The following is a 16,681-nucleotide window of genomic DNA, read 5'->3' on the forward strand; positions in this document are numbered from 1 at the left end:
CTCCGCGCTCGCCAAGGGGCCTGCCGTACCGGGAGATCGGGGACGGGTGCCGCTTTCCCTCGCTCACGGTCGATGCCATCAGCCCTCTGACGTGCCTTGATTCCTTGAGGAGTTCCCTTCTGTCACACTGGTGACAGATCGCTCCGGTGTGCGCCGGAGCGTATTTTTTTGCGCCCCGGCGCACGTAAGTCGCGATGAAATGCGCTGTGCGCTCGCCGGATCAAGTGAAAACACTTCCTGTCTGTTGGTATGCCGAATCCCATCAGGCAACGTTCCGACCAGCGGTTCTCACCGTTGAGAGGGACACATGACAAGCCAAGCAACTGAAGCCGAATTCGAGGGCCTTCTGCGCCGAGCGCTGGACACCACCGGCACCGGAGCGCGCTGGACGGCCGAAGCCGACGAGATGTGGTGCCGGGTGGCGCCCCGGTCGGGCGTACGGCGCGAGCAAGGGTGGAAGCTGCACGTGTCGGCGACCGCCGCCTCCGCTCCGGCGGTCCTCGCGAAGGCACTGGACGTGCTGCTGCGGGAGGAGTCGACGTTCAAGTTCGCCCGGTCGCTCGACCAGGTGAGCGCGCTCAACTCCCGGGCCACCCCACGCGGAAGCTCCGGCAAGTTCATCACCGTCTACCCCCGCTCCGACGAGGACGCGACCCGCGTCGCCCGGGATCTGCACCGGGCCACGGCGGGGCTCGCCGGCCCCCGGATCCTGTCGGACCGGCCCTACGCGGTGAACAGCCTGGTGCACTACCGCTACGGCGCCTTCGTCGGACGGCGGCGCCTCTCGGAAGAGGGCCTCCTCGTGTGGGTCATCGAGGACCCCGAAGGCAACCCGGTGGAGGACAAGCGCACCGGGAGCTACTCCCCGCCCTCCTGGGCGGTCTGCCCCTTCCCCGCCCTGGTGCCCGCCCCGCCCCGCACGGCGGAGGCGGCGAACCGCCCGGTGCTGCTCGGCGGCCGCTTCGCGGTGCGGGAGGCGATCCGGCACACCAACAAGGGCGGTGTCTACCGGGGCACCGAGGTCGCCACGGGCGCCCCCGTGGTCATCAAGGAGACCCGGCCGCACGTGGAGGCCGACGCCTCGGGAAACGACGTGCGCGACTGGCTGCGCGCCGAGGCGCGGGCCCTGGAGAAGCTCAAGGGCACGGGGCTCGCCCCGGAGGCCCTGGCGATGTTCGAGCACGGCGGCCATCTGTTCCTGGCCCAGGAGGAGGTGCCGGGCGTCCCCCTGCGCACCTGGGTCGCCGAGCGTTTCCGCGACGCGGGGAGCGAGCGCTACCGCGCCGAGGCCCTGGAGCAGGTCGCCCGCCTGGTGGACCTGGTCGCCGCCGCCCATGGACACGGCTGCGTCCTGCGGGACTTCACCCCGGGCAACGTCATGGTCCGCCCCGACGGCGAACTGCGCCTGATCGACCTGGAGCTGGCCGTCCTGACCGAGGACGATCCCCTGCCGACCCGGGTGGGCACCCCCTGCTTCAGCGCCCCCGAACGCCTCGTGGACGCCCCCGTCTCCCCCACGGCCGACTACTACAGCCTCGGCGCCACCGCCTGCTTCGTGATGGCCGGCAAGGTGCCGAACCTGCTGCCGGAGGAGCCCGGCACCCGGGCCCCCGAGGAGCGGCTCGCCGACTGGCTGGCCGCCTGCGCCGAACCGCTCCGGCTTCCCGAAGGCCTCGCGGAGCTGTTCCTCGGACTGATGAGGGACGATCCCGCCGAGCGCTGGGACCCCGTCAGGGCGCGCGAGGCGCTGCGGAAGGCGCACCCCGCCCGGCAGGGCGTCCGGATCGGCGCCGACCGGGCCCGGGGCGACGAGCGGCAGGCGGCGGTGGCCGGGATCGTGGACCACCTCGTCGACTCGATGACCCCGGCGGACCCGACCCGGCTGTGGCCCGTCTCCACCAAGGCGGGAGAGACCGACCCCTGCACCGTGCAGCAGGGCGCGGCCGGTGTCCTCGCCGTCCTCACCCGGTACTACGAACTCACCCGGGACGCCCGGCTGCCCGAGGTGCTCGCCACCGCCGGACGCTGGATCGCCGACCACACCGACACCGCGGGACCCGTCCGCCCCGGGCTCCACTTCGGCGGACGGGGGACGGCCTGGGCCCTGTACGACGCGGGGCGCGCCGTCGACGACCGGGCACTGATGGGCCACGCCGTGGCCCTGGCCCTCGCCCCGCAGGAGTCCACCCTCAGCCACGACATCACCCATGGCGCGGCGGGCAGCGGGACGGCCGCCCTGCACCTGTGGCACCGCACCGGTGATCCGCGCTTCGCCGAACGGGCCGTCGCGGCGGCCGACCGGCTGGCCGCCGCCGCACGGCCCGAACCGAACGGCGTCAGCTGGCCGATCCCGGCGGAGGCGGTCACCGAGGAGCGGGGCAAGCGGTATCTGGGCTTCGCCCACGGTGCCGCGGGCATCGGCGCCTTCCTCCTCGCCGCCTCCGCCGTGTCGGGGCACCCCGGACACCGGGCGCTCGCCGTGGCCGCCGGGGAACTCCTCGTCACCCACGCCGTCCGGGTCGGCGAGGCCGCCCAGTGGCCCGCCCAGGCCGGTGACGCCCCCACGGCCCCGTACTGGTGTCACGGCTCGGCGGGCATCGGCACCTTCCTCATCCGCCTCTGGCAGGCCACCGGGGACGACAGGTACGGCGACCTCGCCCGGCGCGGCGCGCACGCGGTGGTGGAGCGCGCCTCCCGCGCGCCCCTCACCCAGTGCCACGGGCTCGCGGGGAACGGCGACTTCCTGCTCGACCTGGCCGACGCCACGGGCGACCCCGGCTACCGCTCCCTGGCCGGGGAACTGGCCCGGCTCATCGTCGCCGAGCGGGCCGGGCGCGGCGGTCACGTGGTCTTCCCCAACGAGTACGGGGAGACCTCGACCGGCTGGAGCGACGGCTCCGCGGGGATCCTCGCCTTCCTCCTGCGGCTCCACCACACAGACCACCGGCACTGGATGATCCGGCAGCCGGTCTGAGCGGCACCCCCTGCCGCCACACCACAGAGAAAACCAGAGAAGGAGAAAGATCATGGAGAACCAGGACCTCGACCTGCTGGCCCGCCTCCACGCCCTCCCGGAGACCGACCCGGTCGGCGCCGACGGTGCCGCCTTCGCCGCCACCTGCAACTGCGTCGGCCTGCTGACGCTCCTCAACACCGTCTGTATCGGTGTCAGCTGCGCCTGATCCAGGCGGCACCATCCGGCCGGCGGCTGTCCCGGGCAGCCGCCGGCCGACAGCCTGCTCCCCAGGCACGGCCGTCCGCGACGGCGGGTCCTCCCGCCGTCGCGGGCGCGCCGGCGCCGACGTCTCCAGGATGAGGACCAGACGACATGCAGCTGCACGCCGGTGACGACGATCTCGCCCGAGCGGACCTCATGGCCACGCCCGTCCCCGGTCCCGGCTCCGCCCCTCCCCCCTCCGCTCCGGCCCTCGCGATCAGCGCGCGCGGCCTGGTCAAGAGCTATCCGGGGCCCGACGGCACGCTCACCCAGGCGGTGCGCGGCCTGGACCTGGACGTGTACCGGGGCGAGACCTTCGCCTTCCTCGGCCCCAACGGCGCCGGGAAGTCCACCACCATCGCCCTGCTGTGCGCGCTGGCCCGCCCCACCGCCGGGCACGCCACCGTGGCCGGTGCCGACGTGGCCACCCGGCCCGACCGGGTGCGCCGACGGGTCGGCATGCTCTTCCAGCACAGCGCCCTCGACCCGGACCTGTCGGTCGAGCAGAACCTGTACATCCACGCGCGTCTCTACGGGATGCGCCGCAAGCACGCCCGGAGCCGTACCGCAGAGGTCCTGGAGACGGCCGAGCTGACCGACCGGCGCCGCTCCCTCGTCCGTACCCTGTCCGGCGGCATGCGGCGGCGGCTGGAGATCTCCCGCCAACTGCTGCACGCCCCCAGCGTGCTCTTCCTCGACGAGCCGACGACCGGTCTCGACCCCCATGCCCGCGCGCTGCTCTGGGATCACCTGCGCGAGCTGCGGGAGAGGCACGGCAGCACGCTCTTCGTCACCAGCCATTATCTGGACGAGGCGGAGAACTGCGACCGGATCGCGATCATCGACCACGGCAGACTGGTGGCGCAGGGCGCGCCGCACGCGCTGAAGGCCGCGATCGGGGACGACCGGGTGGTGCTGCGTACCAGCGACGACGTCCGGGCGCGGCGGGTCGTGCGGCGGATCGCGCCGCCGGACCGGCTCGTCACGGCGGACGCCGACGGGATCTGGCTGCGGGTGCCCGACGGCAGCGCCTGGATTCCCCGGCTGTGCGCGACCCTGGAGACCCACGGTGTCTCCGTGCACGCCGCTTCGGCGACCCCGCCCACGCTCGACGACGTCTTCTTCCACCACACCGGCCGCAGCATCCACACCCCGGGGAGCGGCCGGGCGCCGCTGCCGCCCCCGTCCGGGCGGACCTCGGCGGAAACCGGAGGCGCCCGATGACCACGCTCGTCCCCGAGGCTCCCGAAGCCCCCGTCGTCCCCGGCGCCGGGGCGCGCGAGCGGTTGCCACACCTGCGGCACGAACTGCGCGCGATCCACGCCCTGGTCCACCGCGATCTGCTCCGGCTGGCCTGCCAGCGCGCCCACACGGCGCTGATGCTGCTCCACCCGGTGCTCTATCTCTTCATCCTCGGCGGGGGTCTCGCCGCGCTCATCCCCGACTCCTCGCTGGGGGTGGGCTATCAGACGTATCTCTTCCCCGGCATGCTGATGATGACGGTGCAGACCCCGGCCATCATGGTGGGCATCCGGCTGATCACCGACCGGCAGAGCGGCTATCTACGCGAGCTGCTGATGGCCCCGGTCGGCCGCTCGACACTGCTGCTCGGGAGCTGCGCCGGGGGCACCCTGGTGGCGACCGTCCAGGGCGCCGTGCTGCTGAGCCTGGCCGGGGCGGTCGGTCTGCCGTACGACCCCGTCCTGCTCGCCGTGCTCCTCGGCGGCATGGTCCTCGTCTCGTTCGCCATCACCTCGCTGGCCCTCGTGCTCGCCGTGACCCTGCGCAGACCGGAGACGTTCCACACGCTGCTCGGGGTGGTGATGATGCCGCTGCTGTTCCTCTCCGGCGGTTTCTTCCCGCTGGAGAACATGCCGGGCTGGGCGCACGCGCTCGCCGCCGTCAACCCGATCGCGTACGGGGTGGACCTGCTGCGCCGGGGCATCGGTCTGCGGGTCCCCGGCCACGAGGCCGTCGGCGGCATCGCGTGGGGCGGCTGGCAGCCGCCGCTGCTCCTGGAATCAGGGCTGCTGCTCGCCACCGGGACCGTCGCCCTGCTGTGGGCCGCCCGCAGGTTCAGCCGCCCGGAGTGACCCCGGCCCCGGCTCCCGGCGTCAGGGGGCGACGTGACCGACCACCTTGGCGACGACGTCGGTGAGCAGGGCCCGCAGCCGTCGGGGGCCCGGCCGGTGAACTCCAGGGTGAAGTGGTCGTCACCGGCGAGGAACCGCAGGCTCCTGCCGATCGAGGCGAAGCGGGGGCCGACGGGGGTGTACGAGTCGCCCACCGGGTCGGTGTTGCGGGCGCGCCGACCTGCCAGTCGCCGATGTCCTCGCCGTCGTAGTACTCCACGACGCCGCCCGCCGGGGGGATAGGCCCGGAGAACGTACCGCTTTTGATGAGGTTCCCGTGGACCGGTGGTGCCGTCTGCGATGGCTGGGCGTCACCAGGTGAGATCCTCTTGGGCGCCGTGACGTCTCCATACGAGGGTGTGACCACGGGATACGAGGGTGTGACCACGGGTCCCGTGGCGCGTACGGGGACAAACGCCTCGCTCATGGACACGCTCCGCATCCGCACTGTCATCAGTTGCGTGTGGCCGGAGCGGTGGCCGGTGCGCTCCTGGGTCGGTGTTCTCGGTAGCGTGGGGTCCCTGTGCGCGGCTGGTCCGTGCGGAGGCCCCCGGTGGAGAGTGATGAGGCTGCGATGAGTGAACCGACGAAGCCCGAGATCGACGTGCCGGGGGGTCCCCCTCCCGCCGAGCTGACCGTCCGGGACCTGATCACCGGGGACGGGCCCGAGGTGACAGCGGGCATGGTGGTGCGGATTCACTACGTCGGGGTGACCTTCGGGTCAGGCAAGGAGTTCGACGCCTCCTGGGACCGTGGTGAACCGTTCAAGTTCGCCGTGGGCGGGGGCAAGGTCGTCAAGGGCATGGATCGCGGAGTGAGGGGCATGCGGGTCGGCGGTCGGCGCGAGATCGTCGTCCCCCCGCGCCTCGGCTACGGCAAGCAGTCGCCCACGTCGCTGATCCCGGCGAACTCGACCCTTGTCTTCGTGGTGGACCTGCTCGACTCGTACTCCGGCGCCACGGGGTGGAGCAGGACGCCCTGACACGGCGCCCGGTGGTACGTGCGGGGTGAGGGTGAGCCGGGAGAACCCGGCGACGAGCCGCTTGGTCCCGTTCGGGGCGAGCAGTGCATCGCCACACGCCACGATCCGCACGGCCTGGGCCGGTTCCCCGGCGGAGGCGCCCTTGATTCGCGAGTCCCCCCTCCGCGCGGTCGGCCGTACGGTCCGGCCCGGCCCCTCCATTCCTTCCGTGCTGACCTCGCTGCCCAAGGGCGGCCTCCAGAGGGAACGCGTATGTCGCGTCCCTTCCACCGGGAGACCGGTCTACGGCTTCCGGTGGAAGGAGAGCATGGCCGAGGTGATACGAGCAAGGAGAGCGGGGGTGATGGGCCGCTCGGGGATGCCGAGAGTGTCCCGGAGGGCGTGCTCCCGGGTGCGGTCGAAGTCGGGGAGGGCGTGCTCGGGGGTTTCCTCGATGACGTACGGCAGGATGTTGCCGGCCATGGCGGCCAGGGCTCGGGTCGGCGGGAGCGCGCCGGTGCCGCGGCGCTGGGCGCGGGCATGCCGGAGCAGCAACCGGTTCCATTCGGCGGGATCGGTTTCCGTCACGGGGTGGCCACAGGCGTCGAGCGCGAGAGCGATGTCGCTCTGTGTGATGCGGCGCTGGTAGTGATTGAGGGCGAGGGGCCGGGGGCCGGGCGGGAACACGGGGCCGGACAGCGCGATCGCGGAGATCAGGGTGCCGGCGTCGTCGACCAGGATGGCGGGAGTGCCGTGGGTGTTGCGGGGCACCGCGCCGACGAGGGCGGTGGCGGCCACGGCGGTGGTGGCGATGTCGCCGACGCGGGCACGGCCCCGGGAGTCGCCGGGGACCATGGGGATGCGGTGGATGACCGCGCCTGCCGGAAGGGCACCGCGCCGCACGGCGGTGTCGATCAGGAGTTCCGCGGCCAGTTTGGTGGCGGGGTAGCCGAGGTCCGGCAGATCCGCGGGGTGGGGCGGGTCTCCGTCGGCGATGGTGGCGCGGCCCGCCGCGCGGGCGCCGAAGTACACGGCGAGGGTGGAGATGTGATGGAGGGGCTTCGCCCGGTGCGCGGAGGCCACCTGGCAGACGCGCAGGGTGGCCATGACGTTGGCCGCGTGGCAGGCGTCGTAACCGGCGGCGAGGTTCACCGAGGCGGCACAGTGCACGATGACATCCACATCGGCGCACAGACGCTGGTATTCCTTTTCGGGCAAGCCTAGTTGACGGGCCGTCAGGTTCGTCTCGATGGCTGTCAGCCGGGCGGCGTCGGGCGGTACGCCGAGGGTGCTCAGGCGTTCGCGGAGGCGGGCGGCCGCGTCGGGCCCCCGGACGGGGCACCACACATGGGCACCGGCGGCGAGCAGCTCCCGGGCGAGATAGCCGCCGAGATAGCCCGTCGCGCCGGTGAGCAGCACGACGGGGTCTCGGCGGAAGGGGGACGCGGGCCGTCCGGGTGGGTCGAGCCGTTCGCCCAGGGCGGCGTCGCGGGCGATCGCGGTCGGCAGGTCGGCGTCGCGGGCGATCGCGGTCGGCAGGTCGGCGTTCATCCCGTCTCGATTCAGGTGAGGGGTGGTGCCGGTGGCGTGGGGTACGAGCCGTGGTCATCGGCCCGTGAAGCGTGGCGCGCGCCGTTCGAGGGCGGCGGCGAAGCCTTCGGCGAGGTCCGCCGAAGGGGCGAACGCCACGTTCCACAGCGCCGCGTAGTCCAGTTCTCCGGCGACGGCGGACCGGGCGGCGCGGCGGCGGTTCAGGACCTCCTTGATGCCCTGAACCGCGAGGGGCGGATTCGTGGCGATCTCGGCGGCGGTCCGCCACGCCCTGACGAGCAGGGCGTCCCGGTCGGGTTCGACATCGTTGACCAGGCCGATTCTCGCGGCGTGCGCGGCGTCGACCAGCGCGCCGGTGAAGGCCATCTCCCGCAACTGGGACTCCACGACCGGGAGCCGGTGCAGCGAGCCGGCGTCGGCGACCATGGCGTACGCGACCTCGCGCAGGGAGAATCGGGCGTCGGCGGAGGCGTAACGCAGATCCGCGGCGGCGATCAGGTCCAGGGCGCCACCGATGCAGACCCCGTGGACGGCCGCGATGACCGGGTGACGGCAGTCGACGACGGTGGCGGTGGCGGCCTGGATGCCGCGGATCCAGTGCAGCAGTTCCCTCCTCGGCGCGGCGCCGTCGGCCGGAGCCGCGCCGAGGACGGCGTCGAAGACGCCGCGCATCGGCTCCAGGTCGGTGCCGACGGAGAAGTTGCCGCCCTTGCCGGTCAGGATGACGGCCCGGATGCCCGGGTCACGGTCGAGTGCGGTGAACACCTCGGGAAGCTCCCGCCAGAAGTCGGGACCCAGCGCGTTGTGCCGTCCCGGTCCGGTGAGCGTCACTTGGGCGATGTGGCCGTCGACCGACACGCTCAGTGCCTTGCCCATCGCGGTCACCCCGCGTCGGACGGGCAGGCCGGCGGGGGCGCCACGACGAGCGCCGCGTTCTGGCCCCCCATGCCGAAGGAGTTGGACAGGACCGGGCCGCGCGCCACCCGGCGGGGTGCTCCGGCGACCACGTCGAGGCCCGCGCAGTCGTCGGAGAGCCGGTGGTGGCCGGCCGTGGGAGGCACCTCGGCACGGGCGGCGGACAGCACCGCGACGACGGCCTCGGCGGCGCCGGCCGCGCCGGTCAGATGGCCGAAGACACCTTTGGAGGCCGTGACGGGCGGCGGGCCACCTCCCTCGGCGAAGACGGCGCGCAGCGCCGCGGCCTCGGCGGGATCACCGAGCACCGTACCGGTGGCATGGCAGTTGACCTGGGTGATGTCGGCCGGCCGCAGGGCGGCGTCGGCCAGCGCCTCGGTGATGACCCGGGTGGACCAGCGCGCCTGCGGGTGCGGCTGGCTGATGTGGTGCGCGTCGCAGCCAGTGGCGTACCCGGTGATCTCGGCGAGGATCCCCGCCCCCCGGGCGCGGGCCCGTGCCAGCGGTTCCAGCACCATGAACGCCGCCCCCTCCCCCATCACGTACCCGTCGCGGTCGGTGTCGAAGGGGCGGCACGCCCCGGCCGGGTCGTCGTTGCGCTGCGACAGCGCGCCCGCGAGGGCGAACGCGGCGAAGATCACCGGGCTGACGCCGCCGGTGTCGGTGCCGCCTGCCAATGCCACGTCGAGTTCGCCGCGCTGGATATGGCGCGCCGCCTGCCCGATGGCGTCCGTACCGGAGGCGCATGCGGTGGAAACGGTGAGGAGGGGCCCGTGCCAGTCCAGTTCGAGGGAGATCGCGAAGGCCGGTGACGAGAACATGAACTGGTTGGCTGTCAGCGGGGACACGGCGGCGAGCCCCTCGCGGGCTCCGGCTCCCGCCTGCCGGGTGAAGGTGTCGGCGCCGCCGATGCACGTACCGCAGAAGACACCCGCCCGCTCCGGCGAGGAGGGCGACGGCGTCCCCGCGTCGGCGAGCGCGTCGACTGCCGCGGCCAGTCCCACCTGCGTGAACAGGTCGTACCTGCGGGCGACCTTGCCCGGCAGATAGGCAGCCGGATCGAACTCCGCCAGCTGGCACGCGATACGACTGGGCAGCCCCGCGGTGTCGAACCGGGTGACGGTCGAGGCGGTCGGGACGCCCGCGAACACCGCGTCGGCGAAGGCCGGCACATCGCATCCGGCGGACGTCTTGACTCCCAGCCCCGTGACGGCGACGCGGCTCCGGCCGAGGCGGTCGGTGTCCTCCCCGCTCATCGTTCCGCCCCCTTTCCGGCGCCGTCGCCGGTCAGGGCCGTACCGACCAGCGCGATCAGATCGCCGTACCGGCGGGCGGCGGCCACCTCCTCCCTGCTGACGTCGACTCCGGCGCCCTTGAGGGCGGCCGAGAGTTCGGCGACATCGAGCGAGTCCACCTCCAGGTCGCGCTCAAGGTCGGTCTCGGGTGCCAGCCCCGTGAGATCGCGGTCGAGGATCTTGGACAGGTGGTATCGAACGAGCTGTTCGGCGTCGGGCATGGTGCCACTCCTTCTGCTGTTCGTCGCGTCGACTTCTTGTCAGGGGGCCCTTCGTTCACAGCCGGCCCATGGTCAGACCTCCGTCGGCCGGCAGGACCACTCCGGTGATGTACGAGGCGGCGTCGGAGGCCAGGAACACCGCGGCGGCGGCGACTTCGGCGGGCTCACCGAACCGGCGCAGCGCGGTCGAGGCCGCCAGCTCGGCCTTGCGGCGTTCCGGCAGGTGGGCAAGGATCGCCGTGTCGACGGGGCCCGGCAGCACGAGATTGCAGGTGATACCGCGCGGCGCCAGCTCGGTGGCGACACTGCGCACCAGCCCGATCAGGCCGGCCTTGGCGGCGGCGTAGTTGGCCTGCCCCGCCGCACCGGTCACGGCGGCCACCGAACCCAGCACCACGATCCGGCCTCGTCGTGCCCGTACCATGCCCATCGCCGCCCGCCGGACGCAGCGGAACACGCTCGTCAGATTGACGTCCAGGGCGTCCTGCCACTGCTCGGAGGTCATGTCGAGTACGGACGCGTCGAACAGTGCCCCGGCGGCGCAGACCAGCACTCCGGGCGGCCCGAACTCCTCCTCGGCCCGGGTGAAGAGCCCGTCGACGTCCTCGGCCCGGGTGACGTCGCAGCGTACGGGCAGACAGGGGGCACCGCCCCGGCTCCGGACGGCGCGGGCCAGCGCCCGTGCCTCCTGCCCGCTGGCGCGGTACGTGAAGGTGACCGGGTGCCCGGCGGCGGTGAGCGCGTCGACCACGGCGGCACCGATGCCGGTGGCACCACCGGTGACGACGGCGGACGGCGGCGCGCTCACCTCGCTCCGCCCCTCGGGCCGACCAGTTCACACAGCGTACGGGCGACGGCCGCGACGGCCTCCGGGGAGGCGGCGTTGTGCAGCGCGACGCCGCCGATGGTGCGCTTGGCCAGGCCGGTCAGCGTCCGCCCGTAGCCGCATTCGACGAGATCGGTGACGCGCGGACCACCGGGAGCCTCCGCGATCAGCAGTTGCGTCTCCCGCCACAGAAGCGTGGCCGTCAGATCCCCCGCCACCCGGGCCCGCAGCTCGTCCGGGTCCGTGCCCGCGGGCAGCAGCCTTCCGTTGACCGCCAGGGGGACCCGCGTCGGTTCGAAGGGGACGAGGGCCAGTCGGCGTTCGAATTCCCGCGCCGCCTCCCGCAGCAGCGGACTGTGGAACGCTCCGGCGACATCCAGCGCGACGACCTCCCGCACTCCGCGCTCGATCGCTTCCCGGCCCGCCTCGCGTACGGCCTCGGCGGTGCCCGTGATGACCGTCTGCCCGGGGGCGTTGTCGTTGGCCACCCAGACGACCGCCAGCCCGTACCGCTCGTTCACCCCGGCACAGCAGCGGTGCGCGATATCGGCCGAGGTCAGCATGGCCGCCATCGCCCCAGGCCGACGGCGCCCGGCCGCTCCGGTCAGCTCACCCCGAGCGGCGACCACGTCCACGAGTTCGTCCTCGCCCAGCGAACCTGCGGCGTGCAGGGCGGAGATCAGACCGAGCGAGTGACCGGCGACGACGGCCGGGAAGGAAGCCTCCTTCCACTCCGGGGCTTCGAGTGCCGCTTCCTTGAGTACGGCCTCCTTGAGCACCGCCCATGCCATCGCCGAGCACAGCGTCACCGCCAGCTGATGCTCGGCGGTGCCGGATGGCGGGCGCTCCGGATCCACCAGCATCGGTTCCAACGGCCGCCCCAGCCTCCGCTCCGCCCGCCTGACCAGAGCGAACGCCCGATGCCGCGCCCACTGCGCCCCCATCGCAGGCCGCTGCGACCCCTGCCCGGGAAACACCACCGCGACGCGACGTGCCCGTGCGGCAGGTAGCACGGGGCCTTCACCGGCTAACCGCTGACGACGGCTCCGCCTGTCGTTCTCGGCTGCGTCGCTTTCTTCGGACATGGCGTATCACCACCTAGGAATGGCCTGTTTCAGGTGCATGGGTCCATCCGGCTCCCCAGTGTCATGGTGGTCATCATGTTTTCGTAGTGAATCCGAGGAGATGACGACTATCGGCCATATCCCTCATGACCCGCAGCAATTGATAAACAATCATCATAAATGCCTGATTGGACTCTCTCGCTTCACTCCGGTCCCAGGGGCGCCGCGATGGCGGCGGCGCTGCCGATGACGCCCGGGTGGTAGAGGGCGCGGGCCTGGTCGAGGGCGGCTTCGAGGGCGTGGGCGCGGTCGTCGGGGTCGTCGAGGGTGAGTTGGCGGGTGGCGTGGGTGGCGGGCTGGAGGCGGTCGGCTCGTACGGCGAGGGTGCGGACGCGGGCGCGTTGAAGGCCGAGGGAGTGCAGGAGGTCGTGGGCGAGTGCGGTCAGGGCGGGGGTGTGGGCGGTGGGTTCGGGGAGGGTGCGGGTGCGGGTGGTGTGGGTGTGGTCGGCGTAGGTGACGGTGAGGGTGAGCGACCGGGCGGTCTCGTGGCGGGCGCGCAGGCGGGTGCCGAGGTCTTCGGTGAGGGCGAGGACGGTTCGGCGGTGTCGTTCGGTGTCGAGTTCGTCGCGGGTGAAGTGGTGGGTGGCGGTGGCCGAGGCGGGGGCGGCGGTGGGGACGACGGGGCAGGGGTCGATGCCGTGGGCGAGGTCCTGGAGGGTGCGGGCGGTGGGGCCGAGGATCCGTCGGAGGGTGGCGGGGCGGGTGTCGGCGAGGTCGCCGACGGTGGCGATGCCGTAGTGGGCGAGGGTCCGCGCGGTCCTGGGCCCGACGCCGGGGAGCGCGGCGACGGGGCGGGGGCGCAGGAAGCGGGCGAGGGCGTCGGGGGTGTCGGGGACGACGGTGGCGGTGCCGGGCGGGGTGAGGGCGGCGGCCATCGCGGCGATGGACCGGGTGGGTCCCGCGCCCGCCGAGCTGGGCACGCCGTGGAGGGCGAGCAGCCGCATCTGGACCATCGCCACCAGTCCCCCGGTGTCCCGGTCCCAGAACCGGAGCGCTCCGGCGAGGTCGAGATAGGCGGACCAGTCGGCGGGGAACGCCTCGACGCGCGGGCTGATCCCTTCGAGGACGGCGAGGAGCTGCTCGTAGAGGCCCTCGGCGCGGTGCTCGGGGTGGAAGTGGATCCGGAGGATCGCCCGCGCCCGGGGCGGGGGTCCCGCGTCCGGGCCGGGGGCGGAGGGCGTGGTGGTGGTCATCCCGCGCTGCCGGGTGAGCGGTGGCCGAGGCGGGTGAGGTCGGCGGTGGGCGTACCGGCGGGCCGGAGGTCGCTCCAGGGGTGCAGGCGCGCTCCCGCCGTACCGTCGGGAACGGTACGCGAAGCAGGGGGCCGGTCCGTAGGCGAGGACGCGGGCCGGTCGGTGCGCGGAGACGGCGGACGGTCCGTGCGCGGAGACGGGGGCCGGGCAGGGAGCCGGTTCGCACCCGAGGCAGGGGGCCGGTCCGTAGGCGAGGACGCGGGCTGCTGAGCCGTGGGCTGGGCGGGGGTCGGGGCGGGGGCGCGGCCGAGGAGGTCCAGGACGGCCTGGGGTCCGTCGGTGCGGCGGGCCTCGGCGAGTTCCTCCAGGTCCCATACCCGCTCCCCCACCACGGTCCTGCGCGGTCCCCTGGCTTCCACCGTGCCCCGCACGAGCAGGATCCCGGAGTGGAAGACGGTGTAGGCGCACGCCTCGTGGGAGTCCTCGAAGAACGCCACGTCGACCAGGCCCGAGCCGTCTTCGAGGGTGACGAAGATGATCCGCTTGCCGGAGGCGACGGGCGGGGTCTGGGTGGCGGCGCGGACCCCCGCGACGAGGACCTTCCGGCCGGGAGGCAGCGCGCGCAGACGGGCGGCGTCGGTGGCGCCGGTCTCCCGCAGGAGCCGATGGTGGTCCTCCATCAGATGCCGCGTCAGGTCGATCTCGATCAGGCCGAGTTCCGCCCCGACCCGTTCGCGGACGGTCGTCTCCCGCAGCCCTGACGGCTCGGCCGGGGCGGGAGAGGCGTCGAGGGGAAGCTGCCCGGCGCCGGGGCGGGTACGGGCCTGGCGGTGCAGTTCGGTGGCCTGGAGCAGCAGGTCCCGCCGTGACGCCCGCCCTTTGAGCGGGTCGAGGGCGCCGAGCCGTATCAGGTTCTCGGCGGTCGGCAGGGTGGGGCGGGCGCGGTCCCAGAAGTCGGGGAGGGAGGTGTAGGGCTGGGCTGCGGCGATCCGGGCGACCTCGTCCGCGGAGACGCCCTTCACCGAGGCCAGGCTGATCCGTACGCCCCAGCCGTTCCCGGTCCGCTCGACCGCGTAGGAGGGGCGGGAGGCGTTGACGTCGACGGGGAGCACCGGCACCCGGTGGCGGCGGGCGTCGGCGACGATCACCCGCCGCGGCCACATGCCCGGGTCGTGTTCCAGGAGCCCCGCGTACAGGGCGGCGGGGTGGTGGGCCTTGAGGTAGGCGGACTGGAGGGCGGGGACGGCGAAGGCGACCGCGTGCGCGCGGCAGAACCCGTACGCGCCGAAGCTCCGGACGACGCCCCACACCTCGTCGAGGACGGCGGGCGGGTATCCGCGCGCACCGGCCGTCTCCCGGAACCAGCGCTCGATCCCCGGCAGGCGCCGCTCGTCGGCGAGGGCGCGGCGGGCGACCTCGGCCAGGGCCCGGTCGCAGCCGGTCATGACGGCGAGGATGCCGATGATCTGCTCGTGCCAGATGGTCACGCCGTACGTGTCCCGCAAGACCGGTTCGAGGTCGGGGTGCGGGTAGGCGGGGGCGGCGCCGTGGCGGGCGGCGACGTAGAGGGCGGGCATGCCGCCGGAGACCGGGCCGGGGCGGAAGAGGGAGATGTCCGCGATCACGTCCTGGATGTCGCGGGGCTGGAGCCGGCCGATGAGGTCCTGCTGGCCGGGGCTTTCGAGCTGGAACATGCCGATGGTGTCGCTCGCCCGGATCAGTTCGAACGCGCGGCCGTCGTCGAGGGGCACGTGGTCGGGGTTGTCGAGGTCGATCGCCCGGCCGGTCGTGCGGCGGATCTCGCCGACGGCGTGCGCCATCGCCGACTGCATCCGCACGCCCAGGATGTCGAGTTTGACCAGGCCGAGGTCTTCGACGTCCTCCTTGTCGGCCTGGACCATGGGATACGCGCCCTGGGCGGTCGGCTGGACCGGGAGCCGGTCGAGGAGGGTCGCGTCGGAGACGATCACACCGCAGGGGTGCATCGCGAGCCCGCGCGGCAGCCGGTCCAGGCCCTCCGCCAGCTCCCACAGGGGCCCGAACCGACCGGCGTCGGCGGCCAGCCCGCGCAGCTCGGGCAGTTCGGCGAGCGCGGAGCGGATGTCGCAGGCCCGGATGTGCGGGAAGGACTTCGCGATCCGGTCCACGGCCCCCGGGGCGATCCCGAGCGCGAGACCGGTGTCCCGCAGGGCGTGGCGGGCGCGGTAGGTCTCGGGCATGCCGGTGACCGCGACCCGCTCGCGGCCGTACCGCTCGATGATCCGGTCGTACACCTCCAGGCGGCGCGCGGACTCCACGTCCAGGTCGATGTCGGGCAGCGAAGCCCGCCGCTCGGAGAGGAACCGTTCGAAGAGGAGGCCGTGGTCCAGGGGGTTGGCCGTCGCGATGAACAGCGCGTAGTCGACCATGGAGCCCGCGCCGGAGCCCCGCGCCGCGACCCGGACGCCCAGGGCCCGGATGTCCGCGACGATCTGCCCGACGGCGAGGAAGTAGGGGGCGTGGCCGAGCCGGTCGATGATGCCGAGTTCGCGGTCGAGCCGGTCGGTCGCCCGCCGGTCGCGGTCCAGGCCCCGGGCGGTCATCCCGGCCTCGCACCGCTGCCGGAGCAGGTGCGCCGCCCCGTCCGCGCCGGGCCGGGCGCCGACGGCCTCGGGCTCGGGGAAGTGCGGGACGCCGAGGCCGAGCCCGGCGACGGGGTCGATCACACAGGCGTCCGCGACCGCGACGGTGTCGCCGATCAGCCGGGCCACGCGCCGCCGGTCCCCTCCGGCGGCGGCGACGATCCGCTCGGCGGCCGCGAGCATCCCGGGTCCGTCCTTGAGCCAGCGTTCGCCCGCGTCGAGGCGGCGCCGGTCCACCGGGCGCAGTAGCCGGGCCGCGTCGAGGACGTCCGCGAGCCGGTGCTGGCCGGGGTCGGCGTACCGGACCGAGTTGGTCAGGACGGCGGGGACGCCGAGGCGGTCGGCGAGCCGGAGGGTGCCCGCGGCCAGCCGTACGGAGCCCGGTCCGGTCCCGGGCAGGCCCCAGCAGACGGTTTCGAGGCGCAGTCCGGCGCCGATGGCGCTCCGCCAGGGCGCGAGCAGCCGTTCGGCGGTGTCCGCCCGGCCGGCGGCGAGCGCGCGCAGCGGCTCGGACGCCGGGCCGAGCAGGACGATCAGCCCCTCGCCCGCGTGCGCGGCGAGCAGGTCACCGGAGGCCGCGACCGGTCCGCCGCTCGCGGCGGCGTCGGTGTACGCGGCGGACACG

General features: G+C 73.6%; 13 protein-coding genes and 1 pseudogene. 5 read left to right on the top strand and 9 right to left on the bottom strand.

Going from position 1 to position 16,681, the window contains the following annotated elements; all coding sequences use genetic code 11:
• Window positions 1–307 precede the first annotated feature (307 nt).
• The 5 genes from lanL (at window position 308) to BU197_RS23170 (ending at window position 6,331) form a co-directional block, all read left to right on the top strand.
• Entirely contained in the window at window positions 308–2,974 is a 2,667-nt protein-coding gene (gene lanL / locus BU197_RS23150; protein ID WP_188270229.1) for a class IV lanthionine synthetase LanL, read from the top strand.
• Between the two features lie 52 nt (window positions 2,975–3,026).
• Window positions 3,027–3,182 (top strand): VenA family class IV lanthipeptide, encoded by a 156-nt coding sequence (locus BU197_RS23155; RefSeq protein WP_188270230.1) that lies wholly within the window; start codon window positions 3,027–3,029, stop codon window positions 3,180–3,182.
• 146 nt (window positions 3,183–3,328) lie between these two features.
• Window positions 3,329–4,441: an ATP-binding cassette domain-containing protein gene (locus tag BU197_RS23160; RefSeq protein WP_188270231.1), complete on the top strand. Its 1,113-nt coding sequence runs from the start codon at window positions 3,329–3,331 to the stop codon at window positions 4,439–4,441.
• Window positions 4,438–5,310 carry an ABC transporter permease gene (locus BU197_RS23165; protein WP_188270232.1) on the top strand — a complete coding sequence of 291 codons (873 nt, stop codon included), beginning with the start codon at window positions 4,438–4,440 and terminating at the stop codon, window positions 5,308–5,310. The genes BU197_RS23160 and BU197_RS23165 overlap by 4 nt, the downstream gene beginning before the upstream one ends.
• Before the next feature lie 613 nt (window positions 5,311–5,923).
• A complete protein-coding gene (locus tag BU197_RS23170; RefSeq protein ID WP_188270233.1) occupies window positions 5,924–6,331 on the top strand; it encodes an FKBP-type peptidyl-prolyl cis-trans isomerase in 408 nt (135 codons plus the stop codon).
• Between the two features lie 12 nt (window positions 6,332–6,343).
• Here BU197_RS23170 and BU197_RS30730 read toward each other — a convergent pair.
• The 9 genes and pseudogenes from BU197_RS30730 to dnaE all read right to left on the bottom strand — a co-directional run.
• Window positions 6,344–6,478, bottom strand: a pseudogene (locus tag BU197_RS30730) (DNA-binding response regulator); the annotation flags it as partial.
• A 135-nt stretch (window positions 6,479–6,613) separates the two neighbouring features.
• A complete protein-coding gene (locus tag BU197_RS31105) occupies window positions 6,614–7,861 on the bottom strand; it encodes an SDR family oxidoreductase (protein WP_188270234.1) in 1,248 nt (415 codons plus the stop codon).
• A 54-nt stretch (window positions 7,862–7,915) separates the two neighbouring features.
• Entirely contained in the window at window positions 7,916–8,737 is an 822-nt protein-coding gene (locus tag BU197_RS23180; protein WP_188270235.1) for a crotonase/enoyl-CoA hydratase family protein, read from the bottom strand.
• Window positions 8,738–8,742: 5 nt separating this feature from the next.
• Window positions 8,743–10,032 (bottom strand): beta-ketoacyl-[acyl-carrier-protein] synthase family protein, encoded by a 1,290-nt coding sequence (locus BU197_RS23185; RefSeq protein ID WP_188270236.1) that lies wholly within the window; start codon window positions 10,030–10,032, stop codon window positions 8,743–8,745.
• The gene (locus BU197_RS23190) at window positions 10,029–10,292 is read right to left on the bottom strand and encodes an acyl carrier protein (RefSeq protein ID WP_188270237.1); all 264 of its coding nucleotides are present in this window, start codon (window positions 10,290–10,292) and stop codon (window positions 10,029–10,031) included. The genes BU197_RS23185 and BU197_RS23190 overlap by 4 nt, the downstream gene beginning before the upstream one ends.
• Before the next feature lie 55 nt (window positions 10,293–10,347).
• Window positions 10,348–11,100, bottom strand: coding sequence for an SDR family NAD(P)-dependent oxidoreductase (locus BU197_RS23195; protein WP_188270238.1), 753 nt, complete (start codon window positions 11,098–11,100; stop codon window positions 10,348–10,350).
• Window positions 11,097–12,203: an ACP S-malonyltransferase gene (locus tag BU197_RS23200; RefSeq protein ID WP_223182920.1), complete on the bottom strand. Its 1,107-nt coding sequence runs from the start codon at window positions 12,201–12,203 to the stop codon at window positions 11,097–11,099. The genes BU197_RS23195 and BU197_RS23200 overlap by 4 nt, the downstream gene beginning before the upstream one ends.
• A gap of 182 nt (window positions 12,204–12,385) precedes the next feature.
• Window positions 12,386–13,435, bottom strand: a complete 1,050-nt coding sequence (locus tag BU197_RS23205) for a helix-hairpin-helix domain-containing protein (protein ID WP_188270240.1) — start codon at window positions 13,433–13,435, stop codon at window positions 12,386–12,388.
• Window positions 13,432–16,681, bottom strand: a 3,250-nt coding sequence (dnaE, locus tag BU197_RS23210) for a DNA polymerase III subunit alpha (RefSeq protein WP_188270241.1), incomplete at its 5' end; no start/stop codon positions are given. The genes BU197_RS23205 and dnaE, both read right to left, overlap by 4 nt.

It is taken from the genome of Streptomyces sp. CBMA291, from assembly GCF_014596525.1.
Taxonomy (GTDB): Bacteria; Actinomycetota; Actinomycetes; order Streptomycetales; family Streptomycetaceae; genus Streptomyces.